Origin of the sequence: Streptomyces sp. L-9-10 (assembly GCF_004151105.1) — a bacterium.
Lineage (GTDB): Bacteria > Actinomycetota > Actinomycetes > Streptomycetales > Streptomycetaceae > Streptomyces.
Window position 1 is genome coordinate 23,461 of record NZ_PHRF01000089.1, and the last position, 18,102, is coordinate 41,562.

Below are 18,102 nucleotides of genomic sequence, written 5' to 3' on the forward strand. Positions count from 1 at the left end.
GGATCAGCGCGTCGGCGTACCGGATCAACTTCCCTTCGCCCGGCAGATGTTGGGCGGCACCGGGCCGTTCCGGCCGACGGCCCACGCCCCGCCCGGGATGGTTCGATTCCGTTCCCCTTCGCGCGTGACCCGGGCGACGGCTCGCCCGTTGTCTTCTGTACGAGCCGGGAACAGCCCGGCCCACGCACCGAGTTCGAGGAGCCACCCGTGCCGCGCATGCTCGATGTCAGCGAGGACGTACGCGCCGAGATCGGCGACGAAGAAGCCGATCGGCTGCTCTCCGGCGAGAACTCCCCGGGCAGCTACGACTGCACGTCCTGCCGGACCCCCGGCGACTCCGAACAGGAGCGGACCAGCACCGTGCTGTTCGTCGGCGAGGAGACCGCCGTTCTCGCCTTCGCCCACGCCACCTGCATTCCCTCCCAGGTCGTCCAGGTCGCCGAGGACCAGCTCCAGGGGGCGGTCCGGTCGATCACGGGCGGCGAGCCCCAGCCCGAGGGAGCGCGGGGGGTCCCGGCCGCGGGCTCCAACCAGGCCGTGCTCGGGGTCACCAGCGGTCTGGTGCTGATCGAGGGCGATCTGCACCCCGCGCTGGTCGTCGAGCCGACCGCCCCGATCGTCCGGCCCGGCTCGGAGGCCACCATCGACGAGTTCCTGCCGCTCCTCATCGAGCAGGGCTTCCAGCCGCTCGGTGATCTGAACCAGGTGCCCGCCCCGCTGCCCGGCTGGTCGGTGCTCCTCGCGATGGGGCAGCTGCACGCCGTACTCCAGCCGGGCACCGGCGGCGGTACCCCGACCGCGTGGTGGCAGGCCCATCAGCCGCTCCAGGTGACCGAGGGCTGGCGGACCGCCGCCAACAAGTCGCACACCGTCCTGGTCTTCGCCGCGCCGGTCGGCTCCATCGGCCAGCAGCCCCGCGAGGACCTGCTGCGCGACGCCCTGGAGAAGGCCGCGGCCAACGGCAAGCTGGTCGCCGCGGCGATGCCGCTGGCCGGCACGTGACCGAGGCCACGCGCCGCGCCCGCCCGCCGCTCCGCATCCCGGCGACGGCGAATTCCCAGGGCAGCCCGCATCCGACGGGCGACGAGGTCGTTGGCACGTACGTGCACTCATACGACCCCACCCGCCAGCAGTACCAGAGCCATATCCCTTCCATGCGCCCCGCGCAGGATGTCGCGGACGGGTTCTCCACGACCCCGATCTACGACGCGCTGTACTCCGAATTCCGCCGGTCCTTCAGGGCACTGCCCGGTGACCGCAGCAATGAGGAGAACCTCGGCTTCACGGCCTTCGGCACCGGGCTGCACGCCGCGCGTGGCGGGTACGGCGCCCACTCCGGACTCGGGCACACGCCGTACCCCGGATCCTGGCAGCGTGATCCCCGGCAGCACTCGGGACGGCCGGCTCAGGCGGCGCTTCCCCCCGCCCTTCCGCCGGGCCCCCGCCGGGGCAGATGACCGCGCCGAGAGCGGTGGGGCCCGGTACGGAATCATCCGTACCGGGCCCCACCGCTCTCGGCGTGCTGTACGCCGGGTTCCGCCCGCCTACTTCTTGCGGCCGCGCTTACTTCTTACGTCCGCGCTTACTTCTTACGTCCGCGCTTCTCGCGCACCCGCACGGAGATATGGATCGGGGTGCCCTCGAAGCCGAACTCCTCGCGCAGCCGGCGCTCCACGAAGCGCCGGTAGCCGGCCTCGATGAAGCCCGAGGCGAAGAGCACGAAGCGCGGCGGCTTGGTGCCCGCCTGCGTACCGAACAGGATGCGGGGCTGCTTGCCGCCCCGTACCGGGTGCGGATGCGCGGCGACCAGCTCACCGAGGAACGCGTTGAGCCTGCCGGTCGGGACCCGGGTCTCCCAGCCCGCGATGGCCGTCTCGATCGCCGGGACCAGCTTCTCCATATGGCGGCCGGTACGCGCCGAGACATTCACCCGGGGGGCCCAGGCGACCTGTGCCAGCTCCGTCTCGATCTCCCGCTCCAGGTAGTAGCGGCGCTCCTCGTCGAGGGTGTCCCACTTGTTGTACGCGATGACCAGGGCACGGCCCGCCTCGACGGCCATCGTGATGATCCGCTGGTCCTGGACGCTGATGGACTCGCTGGTGTCGATCAGTACGACCGCCACCTCGGCCTTCTCGACGGCGGCGGCGGTACGCAGCGAGGCGTAGTAGTCCGCGCCCTCCTGGAGATGGACCCGGCGGCGGATACCGGCGGTGTCGATGAACTTCCAGACGACGCCGCCCAGCTCGATCAGCTCGTCGACCGGGTCACGGGTGGTGCCCGCGATCTCGTTGACGACGACGCGGTCCTGGCCCGCGACCTTGTTCAGCAGGGACGACTTGCCGACATTCGGGCGGCCGATGAGCGCGATACGGCGGGGGCCGCCGAGGGCTGTGCCGAACGTCTGCGCCGGGGCCTCGGGCAGCGCTTCGAGCACCGCGTCGAGCATGTCGCCGGTGCCCCGGCCGTGCAGCGAGGAGACCGGGTGGGGCTCGCCGAGTCCGAGCGACCAGAGCGCGGTGGCGTCGGACTCGCCGCTCGGTCCGTCGACCTTGTTGGCGCAGAGCACGACGGGCTTGCCCGCCTTGCGCAGCAGCCGGACCACGGCGGCGTCGGTGTCGGTCGCGCCGACCGTGGAGTCCACGACGAAGACGACCGCGTCGGCGGCCTCGATCGCGTACTCGGCCTGGGCGGCGACGGAGGCGTCGATGCCGAGGACGTCCTGCTCCCAGCCGCCGGTGTCGACGATCTTGAAGCGGCGGCCCGCCCACTCGGCCTCGTAGGTGACCCGGTCGCGGGTGACGCCGGGCTTGTCCTCGACGACCGCCTCGCGGCGGCCGATGATCCGGTTCACGAGAGTGGATTTGCCGACATTGGGGCGGCCGACGACGGCGAGGACGGGCAGCGGTCCGTGACCGGCCTCATCGATCGCCCCCTCCACCTCCTCGGCTTCGAAGCCCTCGTGAGCGGCAAGCTCCATGAAGTCCGCGTACTCGGCATCGCCGAGCTCTCCGTGCTCGTCGGCGGAGTCGATCTGGTCGTTCATGAAGTCCGTACCTCGTTCATCGTGATCGGTGCGCCGCGGCACGCGGCGCACTACTCAAGTACTCAACTGTCCGCTAGCGCCCGGTCAGGCGCCTGGCGTTTTCCAGGTGGACGGTCAGCCGCTCCTGGATCCGGGCGGTGGCGTCGTCCAGCGCCCTGCGGGTACGCCGTCCGGTGCCGTCCCCCGCCTCGAAGGCGTCGCCGAAGACGACGTCCACGCGGCTGCGCAAGGGAGGCAGCGCCGGTATCAGCCGGCCCCGGCGCTCCGTACTGCCCAGGACCGCCACCGGCACGATCGGCGCCCCGGACCGTACGGCGAAGTACGCCAGTCCGGCGCGCAGTGAGGCGAAGTCTCCCTCGCCCCGGGTGCCCTCGGGGAATATCCCCAGCACGCCGCCGTCCCTGAGCACCCCGAGCGCGTCGGTGATGGCGGTGCGGTCGGCGACCGTACGGTCCACCTTCAGCTGCCCGATGGCCCGCAGGAACGGGTCGAGCGGGCCGATGAAGGCTTCCTTCTTGATCAGGAAGTGCACCGGACGGGGCGCGGTGCCCATCAGCATCGGGCCGTCGATGTTGTGCGCGTGGTTGACGGCGAGGATGACGGGGCCGTCCGCCGGAACCCGCCACGCGCCCAGCACCCGCGGGCGCCACAGGCCGTACATCAGCCCGATGCCGATGCCGCGCCCGACCGCCGCGCCCTTCTCCGAGGCCGGGGCCGGGGCCGCGCCCTTCGGGGACGCGGCTCTGGCCGCCGGCGCTGACGGTGTGCTCACTTCGCGGCCCGCTTCTCCTCGACCAGGGTCACGACACACTCGATGACCTGCTGGAGCGTGAGCTCCGTGGTGTCCACCTCGACCGCGTCCGCGGCCTTCGCGAGCGGGGACGTCGTACGGCTGGAGTCGGCCGCGTCCCGCTTGACCAGGGCGTCCTTGGTGGCGGCGACATCGGTCGCCTCCTTGCCCTTCAGCTCACCGCTGCGCCGGGCGGCGCGGGCCTCCGGGGACGCGGTGAGGAAGATCTTGACGTCGGCGTCCGGCAGCACGGTCGTACCGATGTCACGGCCCTCGACCACGATCCCGTTCCCCGCCGCCGCGGCGATGGAGCGCTGGAGCTCGGTGACGACGGTCCGCACCTCGGGCACGGCGCTGACCGCGCTCACCTTGGAGGTGACCTCCTGGGTACGGATCGGACCGGAGGCGTCCGCCCCGTCCACGGTGATCGTGGGGGCGGCCGGGTCCGTCCCGGAGACCAGTACGGGCTTGTCCGCGGCGGTCGCGACGGCGGCGCCGTCCGACACGTCGACACCGTTGGTGATCATCCACCAGGTCATCGCACGGTACTGCGCGCCGGTGTCGAGGTAGCTCAGCCCGAGCTGGGCGGCCACGGCCTTGGAGGTGCTCGACTTGCCCGTGCCGGAGGGCCCGTCGATGGCGACGATCACAGCGGCCGGTGCGGTCCGGGCGGGGGTTGCTCCGTTGTCCACGGGGGTCGGACACCTTCCTGGTTCATGGGGGTGGATGCGCGGGGACGCACATACGCCCCCGCACAAGGTTACCGAGTACTCAGGACCCCGAATGCACCCGTTCGGCGGGACGCGGGCCACCGCGCGTGACTGCCGCGGGACCACCGCCGGATCGCCGCCCGGCCACCGGCCGATCGCCACCGGACCCCGGACCACTGGCGGCTCGCTCGCCGCCGGACTACTGCCGGATCGACCAGCCGCGTTCCCGCAGGGCCGCCGAGAGCCCCGGGGCCGCCGACGGCTCCACCATCAGCTGCACCAGACCCGCCTGCTGCCCGGTCGCGTGATCGATCCGTACGTCCTCCACGTTGACCCCGGCGCGGCTCGCGTCCGCGAAGATACGGGCCAGCTCGCCCGGCCGGTCGCTGATGAGGACGGCCACGACCTCGTACGTCGCGGGGGCGGCGCCGTGCTTGCCGGGCACCCGCACCCGTCCCGCGTTGCCGCGCCGCAGGACGTCCTCGATCCCGGCGGCCCCTCCGCGCCGCTTCTCCGCGTCCGAGGACTGGAGCGCGCGCAGCGCCTCGACCGTCTCACCGAGGTCGGCGGCGACCCCGGCCAGTACGTCGGCGACCGGGCCGGGGTTGGCGGAGAGGATCTCGACCCACATCCCGGGGTCGGAGGCCGCGATCCGGGTGACATCGCGGATGCCCTGGCCGCAGAGGCGTACGGCCGTCTCGTCGGCCGCCTCAAGACGGGCGGCGACCATCGACGAGATCAGCTGCGGGGTGTGCGAGACGAGGGCGACCGCGCGGTCGTGCGCGTCGGCGTCCATCACCACCGGCACGGCCCGGCACAGCGCGACCAGTTCCAGGGCGAGGTTCAGCACCTCGGTGTCGGTGTCCCGGGTCGGGGTCAGCACCCAGGGGCGCCCCTCGAAGAGATCGGCGGTCGCGGCCAGCGGTCCCGAACGCTCCTTGCCGGCCATGGGGTGCGTACCGATGTACGCGGCGAGATCGAGGCCGAGCGCCTCCAGCTCGCGCCGGGGGCCGCCCTTCACGCTGGCCACGTCCAGATAGCCGCGGGCCACGCCGTCACGCATCGCCGAGGAGAGCGTGGCGGCGACATGCGTGGGCGGTACGGCGATGATCGCGAGGTCGACGGGGCCCTCGGGCGCCTCGTCCGTCCCCGCGCCGAGCGCGGCGGCGGTCCTGGCGCGGGAGGGGTCGTGGTCGCTGAGATGGACGGTGACCCCGCGGCCGGCCAGGGCCAGCGCCGCCGAGGTGCCGATCAGGCCCGTACCGATGACGACGGCGGTTCTCACTGGGCGATGTCCTTGCGGAGGGTGGCCGCGGCGCCGAGGTAGACGTGCGCGATCTCGGACTTGGGCAGGTCGGACTCGATATGGGCGAGGATACGGACGACGCGCGGCAGGGCGCCCTCGATGTCCAGTTCCTGAGCGCAGATCAGGGGGACGTCGACTATGCCGAGCCCGCGGGCCGCGGCGGCCGGGAAGTCGCTGTGCAGATCGGGCGTGGCCGTGAACCAGACGCTGATCAGATCGTCCGCGGTGAGCGCGTTGCGCTCAAGGATCGCGGTGAGGAGCTGCCTGACCTGGTCGTCCATGTGCCCGGCCTCGTCCCGCTCCAGCTGGACCGCTCCGCGCACCGCTCGTACCGCCACGACGTTCTCCTCAGTGATCGAGTGCTCGTCCCAGGGTAGTCAGCCGCGCGGAACGGGGGCGCGGCGACCTTTCCCGCCGACGGGAGCGGGCCCGCTCGCGCCCCGGCGCGAGCGGGCCCGCCGGGCCGCCGGAAAACCACTCGGACCCCTGCCCGGTGCCCCCGTAGCCTCTCCCCCATGACCTCGCCGGAAGCGCTCGTCCGTGAACACACCGTCTACGCGTGTGTGATGGGCTCGCGCGCCTTCGGACTCGCGACGGAGGGCAGCGACACGGACCGGCGCGGTGTCTTCCTCGCCCCGACCCCGCTCTTCTGGCGCTTCGAGAAGCCGCCGGCCCATGTCGAGGGCCCGGCCCCGGAGCAGTTCTCCTGGGAGCTGGAGCGCTTCTGCTCCCTCGCCCTGCGCACCAACCCGAATGTCCTGGAGTGTCTGCACTCCCCGCTCGTCGAACGGATCGACGACACCGGCCGTGAACTGCTCGCCCTGCGCGACGCGTTCCTGTCCCGGCGGGCCCACCGGACGTTCGTCCGCTACGCCGAGGGCCGGCGCCGGAAGCTGGAGGCGGACGTACGCCTGCACGGCGCCCCGCGCTGGAAGCACGCCATGCATCTGCTGCGGCTGCTCGCCTCCTGCCGGGATCTGCTGCGTACGGGCAGCCTGGTGATCGGCGTCGGCCGGAACCGGGACCACCTGCTGGCGGTCAAGCGGGGCGAGGTCCCGTGGCCGGAGGTGGAGCGCCGGATGACCCGCCTCGTGGCCGAGGCCGACGAGGCGGTGTCCCGCTCCCCGCTGCCGGCCGACCCGGACCTCGCGCGCGTGGAGGACTTCCTGACCCGCGTGCGCCGCGCCTCAGCGCTCTGAAGCACGGCGCTCTGAAGCACGGTGCTCGGAACATGTGCGGGCGGTCCGCTGACGCGGCTCAGGAATCCCAGAGCGCTCCCAGCGCCATCAGATCGCCGTGGTACTCGATCCGCTCCGCCCACTCCCGGGGCCACGCTCCCGCGCCCAGATGGGCGCCCGCGAACGCGCCCGCGAGGCAGGCGAGGGAGTCGGAGTCGCCTCTTGTGCAGGCGGCGCGGCGCAGGGCGGTGACCGGGTCCTGGGGGAAGAGGAGGAAGCAGAGCAGACCGGTGGCGAGGGCTTCCTCGGCGATCCAGCCGTCTCCGGTGGCCAGACAGGGATCGGTCTCCGGCGAAGGGGCGCGCAGGGCCGCCTGGAGGCGTTCCAGGGCCTCCAGGCACTCGTCCCAGCCCCGGGCGATGAAGGTCTCGGGCGTGGGATCGCCGGAGAGCGTCCAGAGGTCGCCGAGCCAGCGGTGGTGGTAGCGCTCGCGGTTCTCGTACGCGTACGAGCGCAGCTGGCCCACCAGCGCCTGCGGCTCGCCGCCGTGCGCCAGCAGACAGACCGCGCGGGCCGTCAGGTCGGAGGCGGCGAGCGCCGTCGGATGGCCGTGGGTGAGCGCCGCCTGCAACTGCGCGGCGCCGCCGCGCTGTTCGTCGCTGAGGCCGGGGACGAGTCCGATCGGCGCGACCCGCATGTTGGCGCCGCAGCCCTTGGAGTGCGTCTGGCTGGCCCGCTGCCAGGGGCGGTCGCTGTCGAGGAGCCGGCAGGCGGTGAGGCAGGTGTTGCCGGGGGCGCGGTTGTTGTCCGGGGAGTGGTACCAGCGGACGAACTCGTCGCGTACCGGCCGCTCCAGCCGCAGCGGACCGAGCACGCCCCGGTCCATCGCCGTCCTGATCCCGCGCGCGAACGCCAGCGTCATCTGGGTGTCGTCCGTGACGAACGCGGGCTCCGGCAGCGCCATCTCGCGCCAGGGACCGCTCTTGGCGAGGATCGACGGCACGTCGTTGAACTCGGTGGGGAAGCCCAGCGCGTCACCGAGCGCGAGCCCGATCAGCGAGCCCGTGGCAGCCTGTTTGGTCTGGGCCCTCGCGATGATCATGCCTTCCGTCCTTCCGGTCGCAGCAGAGGTGGGTGCAGCGTGGTGGCGGGGCCCGCGCGGTACAGCGCCGCCGGTTTCCCCCGGCCACCCGTCCGGCGCGGCGGCCCCTCCACCGTCTGCACGAAATCCGGCGTGGTGAGGACCTTGCGCCGGAAGTTGGGGCGGTCGAGCTCCACGCCCCAGACCGTCTCGTACACCTGCCGCAGCTCCCCGAGCGTGAACTCGGGCGGGCAGAAGGCCGTGGCGAGACAGGTGTATTCGAGCTTGGCGCCGACCCGGTCGTAGGCGTCGGCGAGGATGTGTTCGTGGTCGAACGCGAGCGGCCCGCGGGCGCCGAACTCCACCCACTGGGCGCGGGCGGCGTCCCCGCCGCCGCGCGGCTCGGGCAGGTCGGGGACGAGCGCGGTGTACGCCACGGACACCACCCGCATCCTGGGGTCGCGGTCCGGATCGCTGTAGGTGCGCAGCTGCTCCAGATGGAGCGCGCCCGCGGTCGGCGCCGACAGGCCCGCCTCCTCGGCGAGTTCACGGCGGGCGGCCTGTCCTGCGGACTCCCTCGGCCGTACGAAACCACCGGGCAGCGCCCAGTCGCCCCGGTACGGTTCCTCACCCCGCTCGATGAGGAGTACGTGCAGCCGGCCGAGGCGCACGGTGAAGACGGCGAGATCGACGGCGACCGCGAACGGCTCGAAGGCGGCGGGGTCGTAGCCCCCCGGCGCCCGCCCCCGAGCCGTCATGACCGCTCCGGAGGCCGAGGTCCTGTCCGGTCGGTCCTCGCGGGTCCGTGAGGACCGACCGGACCGGGCCTGGAGCCTGGGCCACCCCCGTGGGTCCAGGTCCACCGGCCGTACGTGCGCACGGCCGTCCGACTCGTGATCGCGCGACGCACGGCCACCTCCTTAATGGTCACATTGACTATAAAGCTGAACGCGCCGTCCGCACAAGGGAGAAGCCCGCGGCCGTCAGGCCGCGGGCTTCTCGATGTCCGGCGTGTCCGGGGAGGACGCCGTGGGCGTGTTACAGCCCGACTTCCTTCATCAGCATGCCGACCTCGGTGTTGGTGAGGCGGCGCAGCCAGCCGGACTTCTGGTCACCCAGCGGGATCGGGCCGAAGGACGTCCGGACGAGCCGGTCGACCGGGAAACCCGCCTCGGCGAGCATCCGGCGCACGATGTGCTTGCGGCCCTCGTGGAGGGTGACTTCCACCAGATAGTTCTTGCCGGTGTTCTCGACGACCCGGAAGTGGTCGGCCTTTGCGTAGCCGTCCTCCAACTGGATGCCGTCCTTCAGCCGCTTGCCCAGATCGCGCGGCAACGGGCCCTGGATCGCGGCGAGATAGATCTTCTTGACGCCGTACTTGGGGTGCGTGAGGCGGTGGGCCAGCTCACCGTGGTTGGTGAGCAGGATGATGCCCTCGGTCTCCGTGTCGAGCCGGCCGACATGGAAGAGCCGGGTCTCGCGGTTGGTGACGTAGTCGCCGAGGTTCTGCCGCCCGTCGGGGTCCCCCATCGTGGAGACGACCCCGGCCGGCTTGTTCAGCGCGAAGAAGAGATGCGACTGCGCGGCGACGGTCAGCCCGTCGACCTTGATCTCGTCGCGGTCCGGGTCCACGCGCATGCCCTGTTCGAGGACGATCTCGCCGTTCACCTCGACCCTGGCCTGCTCGATCAGCTCCTCGCACGCGCGGCGCGAGCCCATGCCGGCGCGGGCGAGGATCTTCTGCAGCCGCTCGCCCTCCTGCTCGGCGCCCGGGTTGGTCCTGGGCGTCTTGACCGAGGGCCGGTCCGCGTACCGGTCGCGGTTGCGCTGCTCGATCTTGGCGTCCAGCTCGCGCGGACGGGACGGGGCACCGCGCCGCGGACCGCCGCGGCCACCGCTCTGCGAAGGCTTGGGGCCGCCCTTGGCACCACCGCGTGCCGCCGCGCCACGGGCACCGCCCTGACGGGAGCCCCCGCCGGAGGAGCCGCCCGCGGAACCACCGGAACCGCCGGAACCGCCGGAGCCACCGGAACGGCGCGCGCCGGCGGGTGCCCCGGACGCGCCGGAACCACCGGTGGGGCCGGAGCGGCCGACGTCGTAACGGCGCTCCTCGGGGCGGGGTCGGGACGGCCGCTTCCGCTCGTCGTCCCGCCCGCTGCCGGCTCCCCGGTTGTCCCGGTCGCCGCCGCTCCCGCCTCCGCCGCTCCTGTTGCCGCTGCCGCTGTTCCTGCCGTTGCTTCGCATCAAAGTTCCGTCTTGTCGTCTGCGTGGGTATCCGGGGCGTCCGGATCGAACGACGGAACGCCTTCCTGGCTCTCGGCCTCGATCGCGTCCGCCTCGGGGAGGAAGGGCGCGAGCTCCGGGAGCTCGTCCAGGCCCCGCAGGCCCATCCGCTCCAAAAAGTAGTTCGTCGTCCTGTACAGGATCGCACCTGTTTCGGGTTCCGCGCCCGCCTCCTCCACCAGCCCGCGCTGGAGCAGGGTGCGCATGACGCCGTCACAGTTCACTCCGCGCACCGCCGAGACCCGGGAACGGCTCACGGGCTGGCGGTACGCGACGACCGCCAGCGTCTCCAGCGCGGCCTGGGTGAGCCGGGCCTGCTGGCCGTCGAGGACGAACGCCTCCACGGCGTCGGCGTACTCGGGCCGGGTGTAGAAGCGCCAGCCGCCGGCGATCAGCCGCAGCTCGAAGCCCCGCCGCTGCACGGTGTACTCGTCGGCCAGCTCGCGCAGCGCGTCGGCGACGGCCCGCCGGGGACGGTCGAGGACCTTGGCGAGATGCTCCTCGGTGGCGGGCTCGTCGACGACCATGAGGACCGCCTCCAGCGCGGGCTTGAGGTCCAGGTCCGCGACCGCGCCCGACGACGAGCGCTCCGCCGCCCGCGCCCTCGCCTGTTCCCGCTCCCGTTCCCGTTCCCGCACCCTCTCGCTCACACCGTCACCTTCTTCTTCTCGTCCGTTCCCTCGCCCGCCCCGTCGGCCGGCCCGGACTCACGGTCGAACTCGTCCGTGACGGCGGCCTCCACGTCACCGTCCCCGCCCGTCCAGCGGACCATGAGCGAGCCGAGCGCCTCCTCCTGGTCCAGGGCGACGGCCCGCTCCCGGTAGAGCTCCAGCAGCGCCAGGAAGCGCGCCACGACGGTGAGGGTGTCCGCGGCGTCCTCGGTGAGCGCCTGGAAACTGATCTCGCCGCGCTCCCGCAGCCGCGCGACGACGATCCCCGCCTGTTCCCGCACCGACACCAGGGGCGCGTGGATGTGCTCCACGTATACCTGCGGTCTGGGCTTGGGCTGCATCGCCTTCACGGCGAGCCGGGCGAAGCCCTCGGGCCCGATGCTGATGATGACCTCGGGGAGCAGCGCGGCGTGGTGCGGCTCCAGCCCGACGGTACGGGGGTAGCGCCGTGCCTCGGCGTCCAGGCGCTCGCTGAAGATCTCCGCGACCTGTTTGTACGCGCGGTACTGGAGGAGCCGGGCGAAGAGCAGGTCCCGCGCTTCGAGCAGCGCGAGATCGGCCTCGTCCTCGACCTCGGCGGCGGGCAGCAGCCGGGCGGCCTTCAGATCCAGCAGGGTCGCCGCGACGACCAGGAACTCGGTGGTCTGGTCGAGGTCCCAGTCCGGGCCCATGGCGCGGATGTGCGCCATGAACTCGTCGGTGACCTTCGACAGCGCGACCTCGGTCACATCCAGCTTGTGCTTGGAGATGAGCTGGAGCAGCAGGTCGAAGGGGCCCTCGAAGTTCACCAGCCGTACGGTGAACCGCCCGTCACCGGGCGCGGACTCGGACGCGGACTCCGACGAAGGCTCGGGCGAAGGCACCGGTACCGGCTCCGGCGCGGGCGAAGGGTCCGGCTCCGGGTCCGGCACGGAGGCAGGCTCGGGCACCGGCGGCGGTTCCGGTCCGGCAGCTGGCTCCACCACGGGCTCCGGTACCGGCACAGGCACGGATACGGGAGCGGGCCCGGAAACCGGCTCGGGCGCCGACGCCCCTGGCCCGCGGCCCAGAGTGCGGCGGGACGGGCGGTGGAGACCGGGGGGCGGGGGCGGCATCGGGGTCCTGAGGGCGGGAGCGGAGGGACGGCCCGCGCAGGCTATCCTCAGCGCCCGCGCAGGCGCCGTACGAGGATGCTCGCGTCGCCGCGCGATTCGAGGTCGGCGAGGACCACGGCGACGGCCTCGCGGACGATCCGGCCACGGTCCACGGCGAGTCCGTGCTCACCGCGCAGCACGAGCCGCGCGTGTTCGAGGTCCATCAGTTCCTCGGCCGAGACATAGACCGTGATCTTCTCGTCGTGCCGTTCGCGTCCGCTGGGGCGGCGGTTGGCGCCACGTCCCCGGCGGCGCTGCTGCCCGCCCTGCGGCCCCGCGGCCTGCGTCTGGCCCTGTGCCTGCCCCTGGCCCGCGGAGGCCGCGGAAGCGGCCTCCTGCGGCCGTCGCCCCTTCACGGAGGAGGCCGCCTGCTCGGCGTCGGCGGTCCTGCTCCGGGACGGCTCCTGGGCGTCCGTACCGGCGGCGGAGTGCTCCTCCACCGCGGTGGAGGAGGAGGCGCCCGCCGCTTCGCCGGACGGATCGCTCTCCCCCGCCGGAGCGGGCACCCGGGGCTCGCCGTTGGCGTTCCTGCGCCGGTCCGCCGGCGGGGAGGACTGGAGCGCCATGCCGCCGGTGGTACGGAACAGTTCGTCGGCCCCGGGCAGACTCACTCGGCGTGACACCGGGCGAGCACCTCCCTGGCGAGCTGGCGATACGCGGCGGCGCCGACGGAGTTCGAGGCGTACGTGGTGATCGGCTCACCGGCGACCGTGGTCTCCGGGAAGCGAACGGTCCGTCCGATCACCGTGTGGTAGACGTGATCGTCGAAGGCCTCGACCACGCGCGCGAGGACCTCACGGCTGTGCACCGTACGGGAGTCGTACATGGTGGCGAGGATGCCGTCGAGCTCCAGCTCGGGGTTGAGCCGCTCCTGGACCTTCTCGATGGTCTCCGTCAGCAGCGCCACCCCGCGCAGCGCGAAGAACTCGCACTCCAGCGGCACGATCACCTTGTGCGCGGCGGTCAGCGCGTTCACGGTCAGCAGACCGAGCGAGGGCTGACAGTCGATCACGATGTAGTCGTAGTCCTGCATCAGGGGCTTCAGCGCCCGCTGGAGCGTGGACTCGCGCGCCACCTCGCTCACCAACTGCACTTCCGCGGCCGAGAGGTCGATGTTGCTCGGCAGCAGGTCCATGTTGGGCACGGCGGTCTTCAGCAGCACCTCGTCGGCCGCCATGCCCCGCTCCATGAGCAGGTTGTAGACGGTGAGGTCCAGCTCCATCGGGTTCACGCCGAGACCGACCGACAGGGCTCCCTGCGGGTCGAAGTCGACGAGCAGCACACGCCGGCCGTACTCCGCGAGCGCGGCACCCAGGTTGATGGTCGACGTCGTCTTGCCGACGCCGCCCTTCTGGTTGCACATCGCGATGATCTTCGCGGGGCCGTGGTCGGTGAGCGGGCCCGGGATCGGGAAGTACGGCAGGGGACGCCCGGTCGGGCCGATCCGCTCGCGACGCTGGCGGGCCGCGTCGGGGGCGAGGGTGGCCGCGTACTCGGGGTCGGGCTCGTACTCGGCGTCGGGGTCGTAGAAGTGCCCCTCGGGCACTTCGTCGTAGTCGGCGAATGGAGTGGACTCTCGGCCACCCTCGTTGCCGGCCATGGCGTTCACGTGTTGGCCGTCCATCATCTGGTGGGCTGTCGTCATGTGCTGGTGGGTGGCGAAGGTGCGGACCGCTACGGAGCCGACAGCCTTGAGCCCGGACGACGGGCTCTGGCTCCTCACAGGCATTCCTGGTTGACCACCCCCGGGAGTAAATGTCGACTCATTCACAAGTCGTCTTACCTCCTTGGACGGGACCAGGAAACTTATCGATAGGTCAGCGTGGCACCATGCCGACGGTTGGCGACTCTATGGCGTGTCACCGCTTCGCAGCAACACAATCCGCCGGACCCGGCCCGATGTGTCGGCAACGGAACACCTCTCTGTCAAGGGCGCACAAGCCTCTCACCAAGGCATGCCCGGCCTGTTCCGCCGACGCGCGAAACGGTTGAAAGCGTTATGTTCGAGGCGCGTTGACCCGCCGTTCGGCAGCCACCGGACACGCGTACGGCCGGACCTCGCTCCGCAAGATCCGGCCGCTGGCGCGATGTTGACGAGACGAGTTGACACATCAGCCCAGAAGCGCGGCCAATTCGGCGTGATCCAGCCCATGGGCCTCGGCGACCTCGCGGTAAATGACCTGGCCCTCATGGGTGTTGAGCCCCTTGGCGAGGGCCGGGTCCCGGCGCAGCGCGTCGAGCCAGCCGCGGTTCGCCAGCTCCACGATGTACGGCAGCGTGGCGTTGGTCAGCGCGTACGTGGAGGTGTGCGGTACGGCGCCCGGCATGTTGGCCACGCAGTAGAAGACCGAGTCATGGACCCGGAACGTCGGCTCGGCGTGTGTCGTCGGCCGCGAATCCTCGAAGCAGCCACCCTGATCAATCGCAATGTCGACAAGTACACTTCCGGGCTTCATCTTGGCGACGAGCTCGTTGGTGACCAGCTTCGGCGCCTTCGCGCCGGGGATGAGAACGGCCCCGACGACGAGGTCCGCCTCGACGACCGCCTTCTCCAGTTCGAAGGCGTTGGACACGATGGTCTGGACCTTCGTGCCGAAGATCCGGTCGGCCTCGCGCAGCTTGTTGATGTCCCGGTCGAGCAGCGTCACGTGGAAGCCCATGCCGACGGCGATCTGCGTGGCGTTCCATCCCGAGACACCGCCGCCGATGACGACGGCCCGGCCGGCCGCCGTACCGGGCACGCCGCCCGGCAGCACACCCCGGCCGCCGGCCGAGCGCATCAGGTGGTACGCGCCGACCTGCGGCGCCAGCCGGCCCGCGACCTCGGACATCGGGGCGAGCAGCGGCAGCGCGCGGTTCGCGGTCTCGACGGTCTCGTAGGCGATGGCGGTGGTGCCGGAGTCCAGCAGGGCGTCCGTGCACGCGCGGGAGGCGGCGAGATGCAGATACGTGAAGAGCGTCTGGCCCTTGCGCAGCCGGTGGTACTCCTCGGCGATCGGCTCCTTGACCTTCAGCAGCAGATCGGCGGCGGCCCAGACCTCGTCGGCGGTGGCCAGTATCCGGGCGCCGGCCGCGGCGAACTCCTCGTCCGTGATCGAGGAGCCCGCTCCCGCGTTCCGCTCGATGACGACCTGATGCCCCTGGCGTACCAGCTCATGGACGCCGGCCGGGGTGATGGCCACCCGGAACTCGTTGTTCTTGACCTCACGGGGGATACCGACCAACACGGCAGATCACGGTCCTTGGCTCAGGGGATGTCCGGGGATGTCCAGGGGCGATCCCATACATACCCGGGCGCACACGGCGCACGGGAAGACGCCGCGGTGGGGTGCGGCGTAGCCAGTCTAATGAAGGATTTCTCGGTGTCTAGCCTTGCAAAGCATCAATCACCAGTGGAAGCACTACGGATTTCGTAGGTGTTTTCCCTCCGTTTCCAGCAGACGATCGGCCGTGGCCCGGTGCAGCCTCGCCGCGGTCGGGTCGCCGAGCCGGTCCAGGGTGTCGGCCAGCCTCAGCTGGAGCGCGGCCTGGAGCCGTTCGTCCCCGGCCAGCCGCGCCCACTCGACCGCCTCCTGGCAGGTGCGCAGCGACTCCTGCGGCCGGCCCGCGTACTCCTGGACCCGGGCCGCCTCGCTCAACGCCCTTGCCTGGCCCGGGAGATCGCGCAGCCTGCGGTAGCCCGCGACGGCGGCCCGCCAGTTGCGCAGCGCCTCGCCGTACAGCCCCGCGTACGTGAAGACGGTGCCGAGGCGGCCGTACAGCCGGGCCTCGTCGGCCCGCTCGCCCCGGCTCAGCCGCTGGGCGAGCGCCCTGCCGTACCAGTCGGCGGCCCGCTGCCAGTCGCGCAGATCCTGGTAGGCGCCGCCTACGGATTCCATCGCGCGGCCGGTCGCGTAGAGATCGTTCGCGGCCCTTCCGGCGTCCAGCGCCGCGCGGTAGCGGGCGAGGGCGTCCTGCGTGCGGCCGGTCCGGGCGTCCAGATCGCCGATGTTCAGCAGCGCGGCGGCCTGCTCGCGGTGCAGCTCGCGCCGCTCGGCGATATCCAGCACCAGCTGATGGAGCCCGTACAGCTCGGGCGCCGCGGCCTCGGTGCCCCGGTGCGCGGCCAGCGCCCTGACCAGCGCGGCCACCAGCCGCCTTGCCAGCGTGTCCAGCTCGCCGTCGGCGACCGCGAGCCGCGCGGAGGCGAGCAGCGCGGTCTGTCGCGCGCCCAGCCATCCGGCCGCCGCCGCGGCGTTCGGGAAGCGCAGCGCGCGGGGCAGCGCGGCCAGCTTCTTGCGGGCCGGGGAGCCGTCGGGTTCGGTGACGGCGCGGCAGGAGGAGAGCAGCCGTACGCTCCGCTCCAGCATCCGCGCGCGGGCCAGCTGCACCTCGGCGGGCCGGTCGTGCTCCTCCATGACGCGCCGCAGCAGCGGAACCAGGCAGCCGGGCACCTGGTACTGCTCGGCGTCGACCGCCCGGAGCAGTCCCCGTACGGCGAAGTCGTCCAGTGTGGTCCTGGCGGCCGAGACCGAGCAGCCGGCCAGCGCGGACGCGGTGTGCGCGTCGGCGAGCCCCGCGGGCGCGAGCGCGAGCAGTCGCAGTATCCGGGCGGCGGGCGACGGCAGCGTCTCGTAGACGAGATGGAAGGCGCGCGCGAGCGGCCGGTCGCCGACGGGCCGGTCCCAGTCGTGCGGCAGCGCCCGCAGCTGTTTGGTCACATCGGCGACGGACGCGGTGGGCCGGGCGGCGAGCCAGCCGCCGGCCAGCACGAGCGCGGCGGGCTGGCCGCCGCACTCCTCGGCTAGCGACTCCGCGGCCTGCGGATCGACGGTGATCCGGACGGCGCCGGTGAACGTGCCGAGAAGCTCGATGGCGGACTTGGCGTCCATCCCGCCGAGCGTGCACGGACGGACGTCGGGGATCCCGGTCAGCGGGCCCTGCGCCACCGCGACCACCAGACAGCCGGGGTTGTCGGGCACCAGCGGATCGACCTGCTCGGCGTCGACGGCGTCGTCGAGGAGCAGCAGCACCCGCCGTGCGGAGAGCGCCTCGCGCACCATCTCGGACAGCTCGTCCTCGCCCGCGCCCGGCGGGGTGGCGAGGCCGAACGCGTCGAGGATCTCGCGCGCGGTCCGCTCGGTGGGCACCGGCTCGCCGCCGGGCTCGGTGAGCCGGGTCCGTACGACACCGTCCGGATAGCCGTCGCGCAGCTGCCGGGTCAGCTCCTCGGCCAGCGCGGTACGCCCCGAGCCGGGCCGGCCCGCGATCAGCAGCACCCGGGCGCGCGGCTCCTTGCGGCCGGAGAGCGTGTTGAGCCCGGCCCGCTCGATGTCTCCGCGCAGCGCCTTGATCTCCCGCTGCCTGCCGAAGAACTCCCCGTCGTGCGCGGGCCGCCCCGGGTGCGGGGCGCGTGCGTCGGACAGCGGTCCGGCGGAACCCGTCCGGGCGGAGGGAGGCGGCGACTGGACGGGCCGCGCGAGATCCGGAGGGGATACGGCCGGCTCGGCGGGAACGACCGGGGCGAGGCAGCCGGCTCCGGGCCCTGACGGCAGCCCACCCGCCCCGGACGCCAGGTCCTTCGGCCCGGACGAATCGGACCCGGCGGACGGATCGCCCGCCCGGGACACCGGGTCCTTCGCCCCGGACGTCGGATCGTCGGCCCCGGATGCCAGGCCGCCCGGCCGGGACCGTGGAGTGCCGCCGCCGGGGCCGGCCTCCGCCGGAGCCGGATCGGCGGGTCCGACGGGCCCGGCGGGTCCGGCTGATCCGTCCGCCGGGTCCGATTCGTCCGCGCCTGTGCCCTCGCGCGCCGCCTGCCGCGTGTCACCACGCTCCGTCACGCCGTCCGGCGCCGGCCTCTCCGTGCCACTCTCGCTCACGGCGTCGGTCGCGTCTTCGGGACCCTCCGGGATACTCACCCGGGCC

17 protein-coding genes are annotated in these 18,102 nt (G+C 72.5%); 3 read left to right on the forward strand and 14 right to left on the reverse strand.

All coding sequences use genetic code 11. The annotated features are described in order from the left end of the window. Positions 1 to 207: 207 nt before the first annotated feature. A complete protein-coding gene (locus tag CU044_RS20165; RefSeq protein WP_129770115.1) occupies positions 208 to 1,002 on the forward strand; it encodes a hypothetical protein in 795 nt (264 codons plus the stop codon). 101 nt (positions 1,003 to 1,103) lie between these two features. Beyond that, positions 1,104 to 1,457: a hypothetical protein gene (locus tag CU044_RS20170; RefSeq protein WP_129770138.1), complete on the forward strand. Its 354-nt coding sequence runs from the start codon at positions 1,104 to 1,106 to the stop codon at positions 1,455 to 1,457. A gap of 125 nt (positions 1,458 to 1,582) precedes the next feature. Here the strand turns inward: CU044_RS20170 and der are convergent, their stop codons facing one another. From der to aroH, 5 genes are all read right to left on the reverse strand, one after another. Next, complete coding sequence (gene der / locus CU044_RS20175) at positions 1,583 to 3,043, reverse strand: ribosome biogenesis GTPase Der (RefSeq protein ID WP_129770116.1); 1,461 nt, start codon at positions 3,041 to 3,043, stop codon at positions 1,583 to 1,585. Positions 3,044 to 3,116: 73 nt separating this feature from the next. After that, positions 3,117 to 3,704, reverse strand: coding sequence for a lysophospholipid acyltransferase family protein (locus CU044_RS20180; protein ID WP_129770139.1), 588 nt, complete (start codon positions 3,702 to 3,704; stop codon positions 3,117 to 3,119). Between the two features lie 107 nt (positions 3,705 to 3,811). After that, complete coding sequence (cmk, locus tag CU044_RS20185) at positions 3,812 to 4,525, reverse strand: (d)CMP kinase (protein WP_129770117.1); 714 nt, start codon at positions 4,523 to 4,525, stop codon at positions 3,812 to 3,814. Positions 4,526 to 4,742: 217 nt separating this feature from the next. Continuing rightward, complete coding sequence (locus CU044_RS20190; RefSeq protein WP_129770118.1) at positions 4,743 to 5,828, reverse strand: prephenate dehydrogenase; 1,086 nt, start codon at positions 5,826 to 5,828, stop codon at positions 4,743 to 4,745. After that, a complete protein-coding gene (aroH, locus tag CU044_RS20195) occupies positions 5,825 to 6,187 on the reverse strand; it encodes a chorismate mutase (protein WP_129770119.1) in 363 nt (120 codons plus the stop codon). Before aroH ends, CU044_RS20190 begins: the two co-directional genes overlap by 4 nt. Before the next feature lie 177 nt (positions 6,188 to 6,364). Between aroH and CU044_RS20200 the strand changes: the two genes are divergently transcribed. Further along, positions 6,365 to 7,048, forward strand: a complete 684-nt coding sequence (locus tag CU044_RS20200; RefSeq protein WP_129770120.1) for a nucleotidyltransferase domain-containing protein — start codon at positions 6,365 to 6,367, stop codon at positions 7,046 to 7,048. Between the two features lie 58 nt (positions 7,049 to 7,106). Here CU044_RS20200 and CU044_RS20205 read toward each other — a convergent pair whose 3' ends face one another. From CU044_RS20205 to CU044_RS20245, 9 genes are all read right to left on the reverse strand, one after another. Beyond that, positions 7,107 to 8,129: an ADP-ribosylglycohydrolase family protein gene (locus CU044_RS20205; protein WP_129770121.1), complete on the reverse strand. Its 1,023-nt coding sequence runs from the start codon at positions 8,127 to 8,129 to the stop codon at positions 7,107 to 7,109. Further along, complete coding sequence (locus tag CU044_RS20210; RefSeq protein WP_129770122.1) at positions 8,126 to 8,866, reverse strand: NUDIX domain-containing protein; 741 nt, start codon at positions 8,864 to 8,866, stop codon at positions 8,126 to 8,128. Before CU044_RS20210 ends, CU044_RS20205 begins: the two co-directional genes overlap by 4 nt. A 280-nt stretch (positions 8,867 to 9,146) precedes the next feature. Beyond that, positions 9,147 to 10,352, reverse strand: coding sequence for a pseudouridine synthase (locus CU044_RS20215; RefSeq protein ID WP_129770123.1), 1,206 nt, complete (start codon positions 10,350 to 10,352; stop codon positions 9,147 to 9,149). Beyond that, on the reverse strand, positions 10,352 to 10,951 hold the full coding sequence (gene scpB / locus CU044_RS20220; protein WP_129770140.1) for an SMC-Scp complex subunit ScpB: 600 nt from the start codon (positions 10,949 to 10,951) through the stop codon (positions 10,352 to 10,354). The genes CU044_RS20215 and scpB overlap by 1 nt, the downstream gene beginning before the upstream one ends. Positions 10,952 to 11,037: 86 nt before the next feature. After that, positions 11,038 to 12,156, reverse strand: coding sequence for a segregation/condensation protein A (locus CU044_RS20225; protein ID WP_129770124.1), 1,119 nt, complete (start codon positions 12,154 to 12,156; stop codon positions 11,038 to 11,040). A gap of 47 nt (positions 12,157 to 12,203) precedes the next feature. Beyond that, on the reverse strand, positions 12,204 to 12,806 hold the full coding sequence (locus CU044_RS20230; protein ID WP_129770141.1) for a hypothetical protein: 603 nt from the start codon (positions 12,804 to 12,806) through the stop codon (positions 12,204 to 12,206). Continuing rightward, positions 12,803 to 13,924 carry a ParA family protein gene (locus CU044_RS20235; RefSeq protein WP_030354916.1) on the reverse strand — a complete coding sequence of 374 codons (1,122 nt, stop codon included), beginning with the start codon at positions 13,922 to 13,924 and terminating at the stop codon, positions 12,803 to 12,805. The genes CU044_RS20230 and CU044_RS20235 overlap by 4 nt, the downstream gene beginning before the upstream one ends. 382 nt (positions 13,925 to 14,306) lie before the next feature. Then, positions 14,307 to 15,422, reverse strand: coding sequence for an alanine dehydrogenase (ald, locus tag CU044_RS20240; RefSeq protein ID WP_129770125.1), 1,116 nt, complete (start codon positions 15,420 to 15,422; stop codon positions 14,307 to 14,309). 174 nt (positions 15,423 to 15,596) lie between these two features. Next, positions 15,597 to 17,600, reverse strand: coding sequence for a tetratricopeptide repeat protein (locus CU044_RS20245; RefSeq protein WP_345790142.1), 2,004 nt, complete (start codon positions 17,598 to 17,600; stop codon positions 15,597 to 15,599). Positions 17,601 to 18,102 lie beyond the last annotated feature (502 nt).